The following is an 18,324-nucleotide window of genomic DNA, read 5'->3' on the forward strand; positions in this document are numbered from 1 at the left end:
AAACGAGGGAGCCCCTGTGTCCGATCAATTGGCAGTATTGCCGCAATACCTCATGCCCAAGCAGGCCATGACCCAACTGGCGGGCCGTTTGGCCAGCGCCGAGTGGGGCAGTTTCACCACTTGGGTGATCAAACGCTTTGTCAAGCGTTACCAAGTCAACATGGACGAAGCCGTTCACGCTGATCCTGCGCACTACAAAAGCTTCAACGAATTTTTCACGCGGCCCTTGAGAGACGGTGTTCGTCCCATGGCGGCAAGCACCTGGGTCTGCCCTGTGGACGGTGCCATCAGCCAATGCGGCCCCATCGACAAAGATCAAATTTTTCAGGCCAAGGGTCATCACTACAGCACGCGTGCTTTGGTTGGCGGCGATGAAAAGCTGGCTGCGCAATTTCAAAATGGCCATTTCGCCACTTTGTATTTAAGCCCACGCGACTATCACCGCATTCACATGCCCATTGGAGGTAAGTTGCTGCGCATGATTCATGTGCCTGGCGATTTGTTTTCGGTCAACCCCACCACGGCGCGAGGTGTGCCAGGTTTATTTGCGCGCAACGAGCGCGTGGTGTGCGAGTTTGAAACTGAAAAAGGACCGATGGTCTTGGTCTTGGTGGGTGCCACCATCGTAGGCAGCATGGCCACCGTGTGGCATGGCCAAGTGAACCCACCGCGTCCTGGCATGGTGCGCGAATGGCGCTACGACACGCAAGATGTGCAACTGCAAAAAGGCGAAGAGATGGGCCGGTTTTTATTGGGCTCAACGGTGGTGATGCTGTTTCCGCAAAACAGCATTCAATTTCCAGCCGATTGGCTCAGCACTCGCCCACTTCGCATGGGCGAGGCGATGAGCAGCATTTAAGCTTTCGTTAAATCTCGATCTTGGAGCCCAACTCCACCACAGAGTTGTTGGGCAATTTCAAGAACTCGGCCGCCGCACTGGCATTCAAGTGCATTTGCGCAAACAACTTTTCACGCCATGTGGCCATGCCGCCACCGATGGTGGGAATGACAATGTCGCGTGACAAGAAGTAACTGGTCGTCATGGGATCCAAATCAGCGCCATGAACTTTCAACTGCTCCAAGGCCTTGGGCAAATCAGGATCATTTTTGAAGCCATAGTTGACGATCACTTGCCAGCAATCGTGATGCAAGGATTCAATTTCCAAGCGCTTGTTCAAACCAATCCAAGGCACCTCATGGCTTCGCACCGTCACAAACAAATTTTGTCGGTGCAACACTTTGTTGTGTTTGAGGTTGTGCAACAGCGCGTTGGGCACGCTGCCAATTTCGGCAGTTAAAAACACAGCCGTGCCTTCCACGCGGGCAGGTGGCGCTACAAAAATAGCTTCCAAGAAATCGACCAAGCCAAATGAATCGGCCTTCATGGATTCGTTCAACAATCGTCGGCCATCGCTCCAAGTGACCATGAGCAAGAAAATGCCGCCGGCAATGACCAGTGGGAACCAACCGCCTTCAAAGAGCTTCATCAAGTTGGAGGCCCAGAATGCAAAGTCAACCACAAAGAAAAACCCGGTGGCGCCAATGCAAAGTGACAGCGGCAATTTCCAGCCGTAACGAATCACAAAGAAAGTGAGCGTGGTGGTGATCAACATGTCGGTACACACCGCAATGCCATAAGCCGCCGCCAAATTGCTGGAAGATTTGAACAAGGCCACCGCCAACACAATCAAAACAAACAAGCCCCAGTTCACAAAGGGAATGTAGATTTGACCCAATTCCTTCACGCTGGTGTGAAGCACTTGTAAGCGGGGCAAGTAACCCAATTGAATCACTTGTTTGGTGACGCTGAAGGCACCGGTGATCAAGGCTTGCGATGCAATCACCGTGGCCATGGTGGCCAAGCAGACCAAGGGGATGAGCGCCCATTCAGGGGCCATCATGTAAAAAGGATTCTTGACAGCCTCGGGGTTGGACAACAACAACGCACCCTGGCCAAAATAATTCAAAGTCAACGCAGGCATCACGGTGGTAAACCAAGCCAGTCGAATGGGCTGTTTGCCGAAGTGGCCCATGTCGGCATACAGCGCCTCGCCGCCGGTGACACACAAGACCACAGCGCCCAAAATGATGAAGGTCGTACCTGGGTTTTCCCAGATGAACATCACGGCATAGTGCGGGCTGATGGCCCACAAAATTTCAGGGTGCGATGCGATGTGGTACAGACCCAAGACGGCAATGGCCGCAAACCAAACCAAAGTGATAGGGCCAAAAAATTTGCCAATGCCCGCAGTGCCGCGTTTTTGCACCACAAACAGAACAAACAAAATCAACAAGGTCAGCGGAATGACCGCCTTCTTAAAGGCAGGCGACACAATCTCCAAACCTTCAACGGCAGAGAGCACCGAAATGGCAGGTGTGATCACGCCATCGCCATAAAACAGACATGTGCCAAAAATGCCAACCATCAAGAGCACTTTGCGCAAACGCGGCTTGTCCTTAACTGACTGTGAGGCCAAGGCCAACATGGCCACCAAGCCACCTTCGCCGTGATTGTCAGCACGCAGCACCAAGGTCACATACTTGACCGACACAATGGTGGTGAGCGTCCAGAAGAAAATAGAAAGGATGCCGTAGATGTTCTCTGGTGTGAAAGCCACATGACCAGAGCCAAAGACCTCCTTCAACGCATACAAAACACTGGTACCGATGTCACCATAGACCACGCCGATGGCGCCAACGGTCAGGGCCATTAAAGAAGATTTGCTTGAAGACACAAAAAATTAGCCCAGCAACCAGTCTGGGCCTTAGTTCAGAATGACCGCGATTTTGCGCCTGTTTTCAAAAGATTGCCATGGAGTCTGTGCTCTAAAAGACAGCGCTGCCCTCAGTTGTTGCAGTGCAGCAACTGAGGGGAATTTACGAATGCTTTAGTCGTAAACTTCGGCTTCGGGGTCGGTGGCTTCCAACTCGTAACTGGCCGCCAACATGGCCAAACGGCCAATCACACCGTACATGTAAAAGCGGTTGGGCACACTGGCACCAGGCTTCATGCCAGGCTGCGGCAAATGTGGGGTGTCGGCAAAGGCCAACGGCACAAAGCTGGCGCCAGGTGCATTCAGGTTCTCGTCCACACCGCGCTCGGCATGCACGCGGTAGAAACCGCCCACCACATAGCGGTCCATCATGTAGACCACAGGTTCGGCCACGGCATCGTTCATGCGCTCATTGGTGAGCACACCTTCTTGGATGATGACGTCGCTGACCACCTGACCGTCTTTGATGACGCTCATCTTGTTGCGCGTTTTGCGGTTGAGCACATCGAGGTCGGCCACATCGCGCACAGTCATGATGCCCATGCCATAAGTGCCATTGTCGGCTTTGACCACCACAAAAGGCTTTTCGTTGATGCCGTACTCTTTGTACTTGCGCTTGATTTTGGTCAGCAAGGCGTCGACGTTGCTGCGCAGTGCCTCAATGCCAAGGCCCTCTGCAAAGTTCACATCGCCACATTGGTTGAACATGGGATTGATGAGCCAGGGGTCAATGCCCAACAACTTGCCAAAACGCTTTGAGACTTCTTCGTAGCTTTGGAAGTGCAAAGTTTTGCGACGCACGCTCCAACCTGCGTGCAAAGGTGGCAAGAGATGCTGCTCGTGCAAGTCTTCCAAAATACCAGGCGCACCGGCCGACAAATCGTTGTTCAGCAAAATGGTGCAGGGGTCAAAGTCTTTCAAGCCCACACGGTGCTTGGAGCGCAAGACGGGCTCAAGGGTCACTTGATCGCCGCCTGGCAACTCAATCGTCGTCAACTCTTTGATCTCGGGATTGATCGAACCAATGCGCACATTCAAACCGGCCATGTGGAAGATGCGCTGAAGTTGCGCCACATTGCTCAAGTAGAACGTATTGCGTGTGTGGTTCTCGGGAATGATCAGCAGGTTTTTGGCCTCAGGGCAGATCTTCTCAATGGCCGCCTGCGCAGCTTGCACCGCCAACGGCAGCATCTCTTGCGACAGATTGTTCCAGCCGCCAGGAAACAAGTTGGTGTCGACCGGCGCCAGCTTGAAGCCGGCGTTTCGAATGTCGACCGAGGTGTAAATGGGCGGTGTGTGCTCCATCCACTCCAAGCGAAACCAACGCTCGATGGCGGGCATGGAGTCGAGCACGCGCTGCTCGAGTTCGTTGATGGGCCCGTTGAGGGCAGTGACTAAATGCGGAACCATAGCAGCCTTTGTTAATTTCTCACTTCACCTTCACCCAGTACGACGTACTTGAGTGATGTGAGGCCTTCGATCCCCACAGGACCTCGGGCGTGAAACTTGTCGGTTGAGATGCCGATTTCGGCACCCAGTCCAAATTCAAAACCATCGGCAAAACGCGTGCTGGCATTGACCATGACGCTGGCCGAATCCACCTCGCGCAAGAAGCGCTGCGCATGCATGTGGTTGCGCGTAAGGATGGCATCGGTGTGATGGCTTGAATAATGATTGATGTGGGCAATAGCTTGGTCGAGACCGTCCACCACCTTGATGCTGATGATGGGCGCCAAGTACTCTTCAAACCAATCTTGCTCGGTGGCTTCCACCAGTTTGGCGCCAGCCACTTGCGACAAGATGGTTTTGGACTTCGGGCAGCAGCGCATTTCAACGCCTTTGTCGGCATACACCTTGCCAATGAGTGGCAAAAATTCAGCGGCCACGCCTTGGGCCACCAACAAGCCTTCGCTGGCATTGCAGGGGCTGTACTTTTGCGTTTTGGCGTTGTCGGCCACTTTGACGGCCATGGCCACATCGCAAGGGTCGTCCACATACGTATGGCAATTGCCATCGAGGTGCTTGATGACGGGCACTTTGGCATCACGGCTGATGCGCTCGATCAAGCCTTTGCCGCCGCGAGGAATGATGACGTCGACATACTCGGGCATGGTGATCAGTTGACCCACAGCTTCACGGTCGGTGGTTTGCACCAACTGCACCGCATCGGCTGGCAAACCTGACTCTTGCAGGGCTTGCTGCACCAACAAGGCCAGCGCTTTGTTGGACTCAATGGCTTCAGAGCCGCCGCGCAAGATGCAAGCGTTGCCGCTCTTGATCGACAAGCTGGCAGCTTCAATGGTGACGTTGGGACGGCTTTCGAAAATCATGCCGAACACACCAATGGGCACACGCATTTGACCCACCCGAATGCCGCTGGGTTGTTGTTTCATGCCCAAAATTTCGCCAATGACATCGGGCATGGCGGCCAGCTGTTCGCAACCTTCTGCACACGTTTCAAGGACCTTGGGCGTGAGGCGCAAACGATCGACCATGGGGGCAGACAATCCGGCTGACTCTGCGCGAGACAAGTCTTTGGCATTGTCGATTTGCAAGGCAGCCGAACTCTCGCGCAGCAAGGCTGCCAAGCGTTTCAAGGCTTTGTTTTTAGATGCCGTAGAGGCTTTGGCCATCAAGGCGGAGGCAACTTTGGCCTGTTGCCCGAGGGTCTGCATGGATGCGTTCATGCCCCTATTTTCGCACTCTTGTGCTCAAACGGGGAACTGACGCTCCCAATTCTCAACTTCTGGCAGCCCTAAACAGTCGTTGTACTCTTTGGAAGTGAGCTGACGCGGCTTGGCCGCCAGGGTGTGGCCGTCGGTTTGCAAGTGCTGCAAGGCCTCGCGCATGGCAAAACCCACCGCATTGCGCAGCAAGGCGGGGTAAATGGCCAAGGCCACGCCATGGGTGTGCAACTGGGTTGCGGGCAAGCCAAGCAAAGGGCCACCGGCATCGATGTTGACGGTGCAAGGAATGGTCAAAGCAGCTGAGATTTGCTTCAGATCGTCCAGCAAGCCGGGATGGGCTTTCAGCTCGACGAACACAGCATCGGCGCCTGCTTTTTGAAAGGCTTGCGCACGGGCAATGCCTGCTGCCAGGCCTTCGGCGCCCACGCTGTCGGTGCGGGCAATGATCATGAACTGATCGTCTTTGCGCGCCGCCACGGCCGCTTCAATTTTGGCAACAGCCTCGCGGAACGGCAACACACTGCGATCGCCCGGCAATTGGGCGCAGCGTTTGGGCGAAATTTGGTCTTCCATGTGGATGGCTGCCACCCCTGCCGCTTCAAATTCTTCAATGGTGCGGCGCACGCCCACCACGTTGCCATAACCGGTATCGGCATCGCAAATGAGGGGCAAGTTGACGCACGCGGCCACGCGGCGGGCATGACCGGACATCAATGACAAGTCGACCAAACCCACATCGGGGCGGCCCAACAAGGTGGCCGACACGCCGTTGCCTGTCATGTAGACCGCTTCAAATCCGAGTTGCTGCACCATGCGCGCGCCATAGCCGTCGTACACGCCAGGCGCCACCACCGCGGGGCCGCCCTGCTGTGCTTGCTTGAGCTTGGCCCGCAACTGTTGACGCAACTGAGTCGGCGTAAGTGCGCGCTGACTTTCTGCAGGGATTGGCGTTGCGCTCATGCTGTGATTTTCCAATCAGGGTATTTTTTCAAAAAGGGAATGAGACCGCCTTCGGCCAAAATGGCCAGGATGGCTTCAGGCACTGCGCCCAAAGGTCGCATTACATGGCGGTTGGTGACCTCTAGTTTTTGGCCAGCCATGTCGATGCGCAGCGTGTCACCTTCTTCAATACTGGCCACATCGCACTCAATCACGGGCAGGCCATTGTTGATGGCGTTGCGGAAAAATTGGCGGCCAAACGAGGGCGCCACAATGGCTGCCACACCCATGCGACGCAAGATGTGAACAGCTTGTTCACGCGACGAGTTGATGCCAAAGTGCGTGCCCGCCACGATGACGCTGCCCGCGACAAAGCGAGACGCAAAACCGGGTGACACCGCATCAAAGGCTTGCGCAGCAATGAAGGCTTCGTCTTTGCCAGGCAAGTACTTGCCCGAGCAATTAAGGTCGGTGTTGACGTCGTCACCCAAACGGTAAACACGTCCTTGAAGGGTGTGATCAAGCATGTGAAGCCTCCCACTGGCCGCCCGCCACAGTGCGGGGATCGGTGATGTAGCCGGTCAATGCCGAGGCCGCCACGGTGGCTGCAGAGCCCAACCAAATGTCGGCATCGTGGTTGCCCAAGCGGCCTTGGAAATTGCGATTGGCACTGGAGATGACCACTTCGCGGTCGCCTGGAATCAGGTGATTGGTAATGCCAACGCAGGTGCCGCAGCCGGCGGCTTCGACGGACGCACCGGCTTCGGTCAAAGCTTCGATCAGGCCTTCACGCGCAGCCGCCAGATAAATTTGGCGTGAAGCGGGCGTGATGATCATGCGCACGCCTTTGGCCACGCGCTTGCCTTTGAGCACCGCAGCGGCTTGACGGATGTCGTCCAAACGGCCGTTGGTACATGTGCCAATTAAAGCGAAATTGATTTTTTGGCTCACCACCTCGTGCGCCGACACGATGTCGTCGACGGAATGTTTGCGCGCCACTTGCGGGGCCAGTTGCGATGCATCGATCTCAAAGTGATCGGCGTAATGCGCATCGGCATCGGCACTCAAAGGCGCGGGCGTTTTGGCGCCATGGGCTTTGAGCCAGGCAAAGGTTTTTTCGTCGGCCTCGAGCAATGCAGCTTTGGCCCCCAGCTCGGCGGCGTGGTTGCACAGCGTCATGCGGTCGTCGATTTCCATGGCCTGTACAGCCGAACCGACGTATTCAATGGCGCGGTAGTTCAAGCCTTCTGCGCCAAATTTGCCCAGCATGTGCAAGGTCACGTCTTTGGCCCAGACGCCAGGCTGCAAGTGGCCCTTGAGGGTGACGCGCACAGACTCGGGAACTCGCAACCACACTTTGCCTGTGGCCATCACGGCGCTGACGTCGGTGCCCTCGATGCCTGTGCCAAACGCATTGAAAGCGCCATACGTCACAGAGTGCGTGTCGGTACCGACAATCAAATCACCGCATGTGAGGTGGCCACCTTCGGGCATCACTTGGTGGCAAATGCCATCGCCAATGTCGTACAACACGCTGCCATGTTCGTCGGCAAATTTGCGCATGGCCGTGTGGCCTTGCGCCGCCTCCACCGTGGGCGGTGGTGAAAAATGATCGAGCACCCAAGCCGTTTTGTTAGCAAAGGGCAAAGATTTGGCGCCCATTTTTTCAACCATGCGGATGGCATTGGGCGCACGTGCATCGTGCACCATGGCGAAGCTGACGTTGGCCACCACCAGGTCACCCGCGCGGGTGCTTGGCAAACCGGCATGGCGCGCCAATAGTTTTTCTGCGAGGGTCAAACCCATGATGTGCTTTCTGAAAAATTAACTGCCTTTGATGTTCGCTTTGCGAACCACACTGCCCCACTTGTCGCTCTCGGCCTTGATGTAACGGGACGCTTCAGCTGGCGTGGTGGGCGTAGGCTCTAAGCCCAGCTTGCGCAATTGCGCCACCACACCGGGATCTTTCAAAGTGGCCACCAAGGCCGCGTTCAAACGCTTGATGACTTCAGGTGATGTTTTGGCAGGTGCCGCAAAGGCATACCAATTGGTTGCTTCAAAACCAGGATAGCCTGACTCTGCAATGGTGGGCACGTTCGGCAAAGCCTCTAAGCGCTTGGCACCGGTGGTGGCCAGCGGGCGCAACTTACCGGTTTGAATGTGCTGCACCGCATCAGTGGGGCTTGAGAAGATGGAGGGCAACACACCGCCAAGCAAATCGTTCATGGCAGGCGCACCCCCGCGATAGGCCACGTGCTGGTTGTTCAAGTTGGCTGCAATTTTGAGCAACTCACCGGCCAAATGACCGCCGCCGCCAATGCCAGATGAGCCAAAGGACATCTTGGAATTTTCTTGGCGTGCTTGTTTCAGGTAGTCGTCAAAGGTTTTGACATCGCTGGCCGAGTTGACCACCAACACATTGCTGAACACCACGCACAAGGTCAAGGCTGCCGTGTCGACAACGGGGTCGTAGTTCAACTTGTTCAAGTGCTGGTTCACCGACAAAGAACCCACGGTACCCAGCATGATGGTGTGACCATCGGGCGTCGCCTTGGTTAACAAGTCGGTGGCAATGTTGCCGCCAGCGCCGGGCTTGTTGTCGATCACGACGTTTTGCTTGAACAACTCGGTCAACTTGGGCACCATGATGCGGGCCACCGTGTCGGAGCTGCCACCGGGGGCAAAGCCCACCAATATTTTGATGCTCTGTGAAGGGAAGTTGCTGTCTGCTGCCGTTTGGGCTTGCACAGAAAACAAAGTTTGGGCACCGAGCAGTGCCACAGTCAACAAGGCTTGACGGCGCAACGACGAAAAAGCAAATGGCATGGCTTGTCTCTCCTGAATTGGGATGCGGTGAGTGTAGGCCCAAGCCCCCTCTTTGCAAGCAAATGACTGGGGTTTGAGCTTGCGTCTGTGAGTTGCCCTCACAGCGCGCCACAAGTCAAATGACTTTAGTTTTTGGCAGCACAAGCGCTGGCTACGCGCAAGGCCAGACGGTGCAATGCTTGCCAGGGGTCGGTAGGCCAATCTGCTACTTTCAAACCTTTGACAATGCCATCCACTTGGTGGGCGTTTTGCAGCAATTGCGCCAGGCGGCTGGCCGACAAACGTGGCAAGACCCGCTCAAATTGTTTTTCGCGAACGCCCCAAATGCGTTGCTCGCGCAAGGCCATGGGCAAGGGCTTTCCTTCGGCCATCGCGTCTTTGACGCGCTTAAGCGCTCGAATGTCTTCGGCCAAGGTGTAGTGCACCAACACCGCAGCTTCGCCTTCAGCTTGTAAGCCATCGAGCATGCGCTGCACACGTGCCACTTGCCCCGACAACACCGACTCTGAGAGTTTGAACACATCGTAGCGCGCCACATTGAGCACGGCGCTTTCAACTTGGGACTGCGTCAGCTCGCCTGCCGGATACAGCAATCCCAGTTTTTGAATTTCTTGGTGGGCCGCCAACAAGTTGCCCTCAACACGGTCGGCAAAAAATTGCAAACAATTTTGGCCATCTTGGCCTGCCACCACGCTTTGCCCTTGCAACTTCAAGCGCTGCGCAATCCATTGCGGCAACTGCGCACGGTCGAGTGAATCAATCTGCACCGTGACGCCGTACTGATCGAGTGCACCAAACCAAGCACCTTTCTTGGTGGCATTGTCCAATCGCGGCAAGATGAACAAGGTCAAGGTGCTGTCATTGCCTTCTGCGGTTTGTGCCAGCTGCTGAATCATGGGGCTGCCTTCTTTGCCAGGCTTGCCCGTGGGAATGCGAATCTCCAACAGTTGCTTGTCGGCAAACAAGCTCATCGAGCCGCCGGCTGCCAACACTTCACTCCAATCAAAGTGCGCACCCGACACCACATGCACACTGCGCTCGGTAAAGCCTTGGCTGCGTGCTGCGGCGCGAATGGCGTCTGCGGCCTCTTGCACCAACAGGGCCTCATCGCCATGCAAGGTGTACAAGCTGCGCAAACCTTTTTGCAAATGCGCTTGGATTTGAGGCAGGGCCAGTTGCATGGGAGAAAACTTTAATCGCGCAACAAGTGCAGGCTTGTCAAAGCGACTTCACGGCGGCCAAGCGTCGCAACATTTGCTGCACGATGTCCACTTGCATGTCGCGGTACATCATGGCTTCTTCAATTTCTTTGGACAAAGCCGCAGACTCCAAGAAGCTCAGGTCGCGCTGCTGCTGCAACTCCACTTCGGGAATCAAATTTTTGCCCTGCGGTGTGCGCAAGCGAAATTTCACTTTCAAGCGCAGTTGCAATTCACGCACTTGACCCGATGCGTTGAGGCCGACCACTACGCGCTCACGAACTTCAGACATCACGTCCAGCACCACCTCACTGGCCGCCATGTCTTTGGCTTCGGTGAAGACGGTCAAGTTGGCATTGCTGGCCAAATGACGGCGCAGGTCTACGCCCAATGCCGATTGACGCGGCAAGATCAGGAACAAAGACTTGAAGGGCAAGTCGGCACTTTGGCGCAATTGAAAACCGCAGCCCGACAAGCCTGCAGCGGCCACGCCACTCAACAGCACGCCACCCGCCATTCTGCGCCCCAAGGTTTGCAGCGATTGGCGACGGGTTAGCAACTGTGGGGCTTTGTTCATGGTGTGTGCTTTGAAGCGATTGGCGTGCGGCAGTGTGCTTACAACACCACGTTGACCAATCGGCCCGGCACCACAATGATTTTCTTGGGCTGCGTGCCTTGCTTGGTCACTTGCTCATGCGCCGCCGCCGCTTGTTCAATGGCGGCTTTGTCAGCATTCGCAGGCACCGTGAGCGAGCCACGCAGCTTGCCGTTGATTTGCAACATGAGTTCAATTTCGTCACGTTGCAAAGCCGTTTCGTCCACACCAGGCCAAGCCACATCGAGCAAATCGCCGCAGCAAGTGCCGTAGCCCAACTCGTTCCACAACTGGAAGGCCAAGTGTGGGCAGGCGGGGTACATCACGCGCAGCAAAATGGAATAGCACTCGGCCAAAGCGGCGTTGTCGTTCACATCTTTGGAAGTCGACAGCGGAGAGTCTTCCAACGTGTTGAGCATCTTCATCAGCGCCGAAACCACCGTGTTGTATTGCATGCGCTCGTAGTCGTAATTGGCTTGGCGCAGCACCGAGTGAATTTCGAGGCGCAACTTCTTGGCCTCGGCACTGAAGGTGATGGGCTGAGAACGGTCGACTGTGAGACCCACTTTCAAAGCGCTTTCCACTTTGACCGCGTAGTTCCACACACGGCGCACAAAACGGTAGCTGCCTTCCACGGCCGCGTCGTTCCACTCCAAAGTGGCTTCGGGCGGTGCCGTGAACATGGTGTACAGACGCGCAGTGTCTGCGCCGTATTTTTCAATCAGGTCTTGTGGATCGACGCCATTGTTTTTGGACTTGGACATGGTGCCCACGCCTTCGTAATCGATGGCGGTGCCCACAGGCAAATCGCCCACCGCATTTTTCAAACGCGCGCCAATGACTTTGCCGTCGTCGGCCAACACGTGCTCGACATCGTGGGGCCAGAAATAATCCTTGCCACCTTTGTCGGTGCGGCGAGAGTAAATGTGGTTCAGCACCATGCCTTGCGTGAGCAACTTGGTGAAAGGCTCGTCCACTTTGACCAAGCCCAAATCGCGCATCACTTTGGTCCAGAAGCGCGCATAGAGCAAGTGCAAAATGGCGTGTTCAATGCCGCCAATGTACTGGTCCATCGGCATCCAGTAGTCGGCGCCTTCGGCCACCATTTGCTCGGTGTTCTTGGGATCGCAATAGCGCATGAAGTACCAGGACGAATCGACAAACGTGTCCATGGTGTCGGTTTCGCGGCGCGCGGGTTTGCCGCACACGGGACACACCACACCTGCGTGGAAGCCTTCGTGTTTGTTGAGCGGATTGCCAGAGCCATCGGGGATGCAATCTTGCGGCAGCACCACAGGCAAATCTTTTTCGGGCACGGGCACGGCGCCGTGTTCATCGCAATGGATGATGGGAATGGGAGTGCCCCAATAACGCTGACGGCTGATGCCCCAGTCACGCAAACGCCAAGTGGTTTTCTTCTCGCCCAAACCTTTGGCAGCCAAGTCGGCGGCCACGGCTTCTAAGGCGTCTTTGAAATTCAAGCCATCGTATTTGCCGGAGTTGACCAGCACGCCGTTGACCTTGTCGCCAAAGCCATCGTGCCACTCGGTGTGGCTGAAGGTCACGCCTTTGGAGGCCACCACTTGCTGAATGGGCAATTGGTATTTGAGTGCAAACGCGAAATCACGCTCGTCGTGCGCTGGCACGCCCATCACGGCGCCATCGCCGTAGCTCATGAGCACGTAATTGCCCACCCACACTTCCACAGGTTTGCCTGTGAGCGGGTGCGTGACGGACAAGCCCGTGCGCATGCCTTCTTTTTCTTTGACAGCCATCTCGGCTTCGGTGGTGCCGCCCTTTTGGCAGGTCTCAATGAAGGCCGCCAAAGCAGGTTGCGTAAGGGCTGCATGCGCAGCCAATGGATGCTCCGGGGCCACAGCGCAGAAGGTCACGCCCATGATGGTGTCGGGTCGTGTGGTGAACACATACATCTTGCCGTCTTGAATCAGCTGACCATCGGCTCCACGAATGTCGTGCGGGAAGGCAAAACGCACACCAGTGGATTTGCCAATCCAGTTTTCTTGCATGAGCTTCACGCGCTCGGGCCAACCGGGCAACTTGTCGCCGGTGACAAAGTCGAGCAACTCTTCAGCGTAATCGGTGATCTTCAAGTAGTAGCCAGGGATCTCGCGCTTCTCAACCACCGCACCTGTGCGCCAGCCTTTGCCGTCAATCACTTGCTCGTTGGCCAACACGGTTTGATCAATCGGGTCCCAATTGACAACCTGCGTCTTGCGATAGGCCACGCCCTTCTCGAGCATCTTCAAGAACAACCATTGGTTCCACTTGTAGTAGCTGTCATCACAGGTGGCCACTTCGCGGCTCCAGTCGATGGCCAAGCCCATGGCCTGCATCTGCTTCTTCATGTAAGCGATGTTTTCGTAGGTCCACTTGGCGGGCGGCACGCCGTTTTTAAGTGCGGCGTTTTCAGCGGGCAAACCAAACGCATCCCAGCCCATGGGCATGAGCACGTTGTAGCCGTTCATGCGCAAATAGCGCGTGAGCATGTCGTTGATGGTGTAGTTGCGCACGTGGCCCATGTGCAGCTTGCCGCTGGGGTAGGGCAGCATGGAGCAGGCGTAAAACTTCTTTTTGCTGGCGTCTTCGGTAACGCGGTAGGCATCGCGAGCGTTCCACTGGCTTTGCGCCGCGGGCTCAACTTCGAGGTGGTTGTACTTGTCTTGCATGATGGTGCAAATTGTAGGTGTTTGGCGGGGTGAATTCCCCGTCAAGGCAGGCACAGGGCCATTAGCGTGCAGGACTGTTGCCCGATCCTGGCGCCGCCACGAAGCCAATGCGGCTCAACCCAGCTTGCTGGGCCAGGCTCATCAGTTCTAAAACCTGGCCATAGGGCACCGATTGGTCCACCCGAAGCTGCACCTCGAGCTGCGGCTTTTGCGTGGCCATGCGCTGGAGGGCCTCGGGCAAGGCGGTCAGGGCAATGGGTTGGTCGTTTAAGAACAGCTCTTGCGCCTGATTCAGGCTGAGCGTGAGCGATTCAGGCGCTTCTCCTGCTTGGGCCGCCTTGGCTTGTGGCAAATCCAAGCGAATGGCGCTGGTGAGCAAGGGCGCCGTGAGGATGAAAATGACCAACAAGACCAGCATCACATCCACCAAAGGCGTGACATTGATGTCACTGAAGGGTTTGGCGGGGGTGGGGCGGGGAAAGCGACCGAAGGCCATGGCGGGTGGGGGGTGTGGGTGGAAGCGCTGCGTTAACGCTGACGACCTGTGAGCAAGTTCAACAGGTCTTGGGCAAAACCTTCCAACTCAATTTCAATGTGGGCAACTTTGCGGCCCAACACGTTGTAGGCCAGCACGGCAGGAATGGCCACCGCCAAACCCGCAGCGGTCATGACCAGCGCTTCACCCACAGGACCTGCAACGCGGTCGAGGGTAATTTGTCCAGCTTCCGCCATGCCACTGAGGGCGTTGAAAATGCCCCACACTGTGCCCAACAAACCCACAAAGGGAGAGATGGCGCCTGCAGTGGCCAACATCAATTGGCCCCATTGCAGTCGACGAACCGTGGCCTGCATGCTGTCGCGCAGCACACGGGTGAGTTGGTGGTCGCGCTCGCCCGCAGCGGCCAAAGTGCCGCCCAACGGCAAGACCGTGGCGTCCAGCATGGGTTTGACGCACTGGTCGCGGTCAAATTGCGCCACTTTTTGCAAGGCGTCATCGAACTGCGCTGCTTGCCAAAATGCCGCAATGCTTTGAGGCACGTCGTGCTGCACACGTTGCAACACTGCCCACTTCCACACAATGACAACCCAGGTGCTGACCGACAGCGCCAGCAGCGCCACAGCCACGAGACGGATGACAAAGTCGCCTTGCAGCCAAAAGGTAAGCAAGCTCATGGGCAGACTTAACGAAGGGAGAGCACGTCAAACATGTCGAACAGGCCCGTTTGTTGGCCTGCCAAGAAACGCACCGCCCGCAAGCTGCCCTGGGCATAGGTGGCACGGCTGGAAGACTTGTGTGTCACTTCGATGCGTTCGCCCGTGCCGGCAAACAAAACGGTGTGATCGCCCACAATGTCGCCACCGCGAATGGCGGCAAAGCCTATGCTGGAAGGATCGCGTTCACCGGTGACGCCTTCGCGGGCATAAACGGCGCAATCTTTGAGATCGCGGCCCAAGGCGTCCGCAATGACCTCGCCCATTTTGAGGGCGGTGCCCGAGGGCGCATCGACCTTGTGGCGATGGTGCGCCTCGATGATTTCGATGTCGTAGCCTGTGGCCAAAGCTTTGGCAGCCATTTCAAGCAGCTTGAGCGTGACGTTGACACCCACGCTCATGTTGGGCGCCATGACGATGGCGATGTCTTTGGAGATGGCTTTGATTTCGGCTTTTTCGGCATCGGAAAAACCGGTGGTGCCAATGACCGCCTTCACGCCCAAGGCTTGACACACTTTGAGGTGCGCCAAGGTGCCTTCGGGTCGTGTGAAGTCAATCAGGTAATGAGAGTTTTGCAAGCCCGCCTTGAGATCGCCTGTGACCAAAACGCCACTGGCTTTGCCCAAAGACGCGCTGGCATCGGTGCCCACCGCAGCGCTGGTGGGCAGGTCCAATGCGCCCGACAAGCGGCAGTCGTCAGACTGGGTGATGGCTTCAATGAGCATGTGGCCCATGCGGCCAGAGGCGCCAGCCACGGCAATGGCGTGGATCGCAGCGCCTGAAGAATGTGTAGAAACTGTGGTCATGGGATTGATCAACGCGAAGCGGGTTCTAGCGGAGGATAAGAAGCGGGCAAGGGCGCAGCAGGCGCAGCGGCAGGCTCGGCTTTGCGAACGGGCACAGGGAATTTGCGCAAGTCTTCGTCTTTGGCTTCGAGCGTGGGCACATTGAGGTTGGGCTTTTGCGCCACCAATTTGGTGACAAACTCGTTTTCGCTAGGCAACTCATCGCCAGTGATCCGGTCTAAGAGCTCGCCTTTGAACCAAACACTCAAGCTGAAGTTTTGGGGTGGGACACCTTGCCGGCGGATGGTGAACACGTAGTCCCAGCGGTCTTCGTGGAACACGCTGGACACCAAGGGGGTGCCCAAAACTTCACGCACTTGCAAGCGGGACATGCCTGGCTTGAGAAAGTCTTTTTGCTCTTTGGACACAAAGTTGCCTTGAACCACCTCAGGGATGTACAAAACCGCATCGGCGGCCACATTCAAGCGGGGGACACTGCAGGCACTGAGCAAGCCCAACAGCAAGGGCATGACAAGACCCAAGGTCCAGGGAGAGCGCAAAGGATGACGAATTTGTTTTTTCATGGATGCTTGGCAGGCCATATGATCGGGTCATTGTAGCGGTAGCATCTGGCTCTGGCACATTTGCCCGGGCCAATCCCCTCTCACTTTCAATTGCAACCGAAAAGACATGGACGAACTCAAAAGTACAGGCTTGAAAGCCACCGTGCCCCGGCAGAAAATTTTGGAAATCTTCCAAAAGGGCATGCAGCGGCACATGACCGCCGAGGATGTGTACAAGCAGTTGCTCAAGGACAATGCCGACATTGGCTTGGCCACCGTCTACCGGGTCCTGACACAGTTTGAACAAGCGGGCCTGCTCAGCCGCAACCACTTTGAAAGCGGCAAGGCGGTCTACGAGTTGAACGAAGGTCAGCACCACGACCACATGGTCTGCCTAGACTGCGGCAAAGTGGAAGAGTTTTACGATGCCGAAATTGAAAAGCGCCAGCACGATGTGGCCTTGGCGAAAGGCTTTGTCATTGCCGACCATGCCCTGAGCTTGTATGCCCATTGCACGCGCAACCCCTGCCCCCATCGTGAACGAGGCTAGCACGCAAGGGCTTTAGCCCATGGCGGCGCGTTGCCGCGCCATGAAGTCTTGGTAGGTGTCAATGCCGCGCATTTGCAAAATGGTGTTGCGCACTGCAGCCTCCACCAACACCGCAATGTTGCGACCGGCCACCACCTGAATCACCACCTTGCGAACGGGAATGCCCAACACGTCTTGGGTGAGTGGTTCTGTGGGAATGCGCTCGTAATCACGTTCAAAGTTTTCACGGCGGACCAAGTGCACGATGAGTTTCAAGCGCATTTTTCGGCGCACTGCGGTTTCGCCAAAAATACCGCGAATGTCGAGCAGACCAATGCCGCGAACTTCTAACAAGTTCTGCAGCAACTCTGGGCATCGGGCTTCAATGGTGGTTTGGTTGATGCGGAACAAATCGACCGCGTCATCGGCCACCAAGCCATTGCCACGCGAAATCAACTCCAAACCCAACTCGCTTTTGCCCAAGCCTGACTCGCCTGTGATCAGCACGCCCAGGCCCAAAATGTCCATGAACACGCCGTGCATGGTGGTGCGATCGGCAAAGTGTTTGGACAAATACGCCCGCAGCACATCGATCACAAAAGCCGACGACTCGGGTGTGGCAAACATCGGTATTTGGGCTCGTTCGCAAACGCGGTACAAAGCTTCAGGCGCCGTTTGGCCATCGGCGAGCACCAAGACCGGTGGCTCGAGGGTCACAATGCGCGACACCCGGCGGACGCAATCCTCTTCCGTGCCACGCGTCAAATAGGCCACTTCGCGTTCACCCAAAATTTGCACGCGGTAAGGATGGATGTAGTTCAGGTAACCCACCAAGTCGGCGCCCGAACGCGCAGCGCGCACGGCCACTTCATCGAAGCGACGCTCTGAAGCACCCAAGCCTGCAATCCACTGCCACTTGAGTTTGCCTCGGTGGTCTTCAAACAGCGCATCAGCGCTGACAGCGGTAGGCTTCATCGCAACCTCGTCTTGTTAAGAACTTCAGGGGCGCCTTAGCTGGCAGGAGACCAGCGGGCAATGAGGCTGTGCAAGGCATCTGCGCTGGGACTGCCTAGCAAACCATCGCGCAAACTGCCATTGCTCAGCAACTCGGCAATTTCAGACAAAATTTCCAAATGCTTTTGGGTGGCCGCTTCAGGCACCAACAAAAAGATCAGCAGCTTCACGGGCTGCTCGTCGGGGGCATCAAAGCCAATGGACTGGGCCAGCTGAAACACAGCGGCCATGGGGGCTTTGAGACCCTTGATCCGGCCATGCGGAATGGCCACGCCATGGCCGAGGCCTGTGGAGCCCAAGCGCTCGCGTGCAAACAAACTGTCGGTGACCAGCGCTCGCGACAGACCATGCAAATTCTCGAACAACAAGCCCGCCTCTTCAAAAGCACGCTTCTTGCTGGTGGCATCAACGCCAACCAGCACTTGTTCAACAGGGAGGATGGCTGCAAGTCTGTTCATATCGAGGGCGGATTATGCACCCTTGGCAAGGGACCGACGAAAAAAAACCGCACCGA

18 protein-coding genes are annotated in these 18,324 nt (G+C 56.4%); 2 read left to right on the top strand and 16 right to left on the bottom strand.

All coding sequences use genetic code 11. The annotated features are described in order from the left end of the window. The first annotated feature begins 16 nt into the window (after window positions 1-16). Window positions 17-859 (top strand): archaetidylserine decarboxylase, encoded by an 843-nt coding sequence (gene asd, locus L103DPR2_RS00565; protein ID WP_055359272.1) that lies wholly within the window; start codon window positions 17-19, stop codon window positions 857-859. Window positions 860-866: 7 nt separating this feature from the next. Here the strand turns inward: asd and L103DPR2_RS00570 are convergent, their stop codons facing one another. From L103DPR2_RS00570 to L103DPR2_RS00635, 14 genes are all read right to left on the bottom strand, one after another. Then, window positions 867-2,735 (bottom strand): potassium transporter Kup, encoded by a 1,869-nt coding sequence (locus L103DPR2_RS00570; protein ID WP_055359273.1) that lies wholly within the window; start codon window positions 2,733-2,735, stop codon window positions 867-869. Between the two features lie 153 nt (window positions 2,736-2,888). Further along, window positions 2,889-4,184 (bottom strand): glutamate--cysteine ligase, encoded by a 1,296-nt coding sequence (gshA, locus tag L103DPR2_RS00575; protein ID WP_055359274.1) that lies wholly within the window; start codon window positions 4,182-4,184, stop codon window positions 2,889-2,891. A gap of 11 nt (window positions 4,185-4,195) precedes the next feature. Continuing rightward, window positions 4,196-5,461 carry a glutamate-5-semialdehyde dehydrogenase gene (locus tag L103DPR2_RS00580; protein ID WP_055359275.1) on the bottom strand — a complete coding sequence of 422 codons (1,266 nt, stop codon included), beginning with the start codon at window positions 5,459-5,461 and terminating at the stop codon, window positions 4,196-4,198. Between the two features lie 24 nt (window positions 5,462-5,485). Next, the gene (locus L103DPR2_RS00585) at window positions 5,486-6,421 is read right to left on the bottom strand and encodes an isocitrate lyase/PEP mutase family protein (RefSeq protein ID WP_055359276.1); all 936 of its coding nucleotides are present in this window, start codon (window positions 6,419-6,421) and stop codon (window positions 5,486-5,488) included. Next, entirely contained in the window at window positions 6,418-6,927 is a 510-nt protein-coding gene (locus L103DPR2_RS00590; RefSeq protein WP_055359277.1) for a LeuD/DmdB family oxidoreductase small subunit, read from the bottom strand. Before L103DPR2_RS00590 ends, L103DPR2_RS00585 begins: the two co-directional genes overlap by 4 nt. After that, window positions 6,920-8,206, bottom strand: a complete 1,287-nt coding sequence (locus L103DPR2_RS00595; RefSeq protein WP_055359278.1) for a 3-isopropylmalate dehydratase large subunit — start codon at window positions 8,204-8,206, stop codon at window positions 6,920-6,922. The genes L103DPR2_RS00590 and L103DPR2_RS00595 overlap by 8 nt, the downstream gene beginning before the upstream one ends. A gap of 18 nt (window positions 8,207-8,224) precedes the next feature. After that, window positions 8,225-9,226, bottom strand: a complete 1,002-nt coding sequence (locus L103DPR2_RS00600; protein WP_055359279.1) for a Bug family tripartite tricarboxylate transporter substrate binding protein — start codon at window positions 9,224-9,226, stop codon at window positions 8,225-8,227. A 125-nt stretch (window positions 9,227-9,351) separates the two neighbouring features. Then, window positions 9,352-10,407: a DNA polymerase III subunit delta gene (gene holA, locus L103DPR2_RS00605; protein ID WP_055359280.1), complete on the bottom strand. Its 1,056-nt coding sequence runs from the start codon at window positions 10,405-10,407 to the stop codon at window positions 9,352-9,354. Window positions 10,408-10,444: 37 nt separating this feature from the next. After that, window positions 10,445-11,002 (bottom strand): LPS-assembly lipoprotein LptE, encoded by a 558-nt coding sequence (locus L103DPR2_RS00610; RefSeq protein WP_335337953.1) that lies wholly within the window; start codon window positions 11,000-11,002, stop codon window positions 10,445-10,447. Between the two features lie 38 nt (window positions 11,003-11,040). Then, a complete protein-coding gene (leuS, locus tag L103DPR2_RS00615; RefSeq protein ID WP_055359281.1) occupies window positions 11,041-13,707 on the bottom strand; it encodes a leucine--tRNA ligase in 2,667 nt (888 codons plus the stop codon). A 61-nt stretch (window positions 13,708-13,768) separates the two neighbouring features. Beyond that, window positions 13,769-14,203, bottom strand: coding sequence for an ExbD/TolR family protein (locus tag L103DPR2_RS00620; RefSeq protein ID WP_055359282.1), 435 nt, complete (start codon window positions 14,201-14,203; stop codon window positions 13,769-13,771). Between the two features lie 32 nt (window positions 14,204-14,235). After that, on the bottom strand, window positions 14,236-14,880 hold the full coding sequence (locus L103DPR2_RS00625) for a MotA/TolQ/ExbB proton channel family protein (protein WP_055359284.1): 645 nt from the start codon (window positions 14,878-14,880) through the stop codon (window positions 14,236-14,238). An 8-nt stretch (window positions 14,881-14,888) separates the two neighbouring features. Further along, complete coding sequence (gene dapB / locus L103DPR2_RS00630) at window positions 14,889-15,725, bottom strand: 4-hydroxy-tetrahydrodipicolinate reductase (RefSeq protein ID WP_055361750.1); 837 nt, start codon at window positions 15,723-15,725, stop codon at window positions 14,889-14,891. A gap of 8 nt (window positions 15,726-15,733) precedes the next feature. Then, complete coding sequence (locus L103DPR2_RS00635; protein WP_082466836.1) at window positions 15,734-16,288, bottom strand: outer membrane protein assembly factor BamE; 555 nt, start codon at window positions 16,286-16,288, stop codon at window positions 15,734-15,736. Between the two features lie 106 nt (window positions 16,289-16,394). Here L103DPR2_RS00635 and fur point away from each other — a divergent pair, with 106 nt between their 5' ends. Then, window positions 16,395-16,817 (top strand): ferric iron uptake transcriptional regulator, encoded by a 423-nt coding sequence (fur, locus tag L103DPR2_RS00640; RefSeq protein ID WP_055359285.1) that lies wholly within the window; start codon window positions 16,395-16,397, stop codon window positions 16,815-16,817. A 12-nt stretch (window positions 16,818-16,829) separates the two neighbouring features. Here fur and hprK read toward each other — a convergent pair whose 3' ends face one another. Beyond that, complete coding sequence (hprK, locus tag L103DPR2_RS00645; RefSeq protein ID WP_055359286.1) at window positions 16,830-17,771, bottom strand: HPr(Ser) kinase/phosphatase; 942 nt, start codon at window positions 17,769-17,771, stop codon at window positions 16,830-16,832. A 35-nt stretch (window positions 17,772-17,806) separates the two neighbouring features. After that, window positions 17,807-18,268 carry a PTS sugar transporter subunit IIA gene (locus L103DPR2_RS00650; protein ID WP_055359287.1) on the bottom strand — a complete coding sequence of 154 codons (462 nt, stop codon included), beginning with the start codon at window positions 18,266-18,268 and terminating at the stop codon, window positions 17,807-17,809. Between the last annotated feature and the right edge of the window lie 56 nt (window positions 18,269-18,324).

The sequence above is a fragment of the Limnohabitans sp. 103DPR2 genome (assembly GCF_001412575.1).
In the GTDB taxonomy this organism is placed as follows: domain Bacteria; phylum Pseudomonadota; class Gammaproteobacteria; order Burkholderiales; family Burkholderiaceae_C; genus Limnohabitans_A.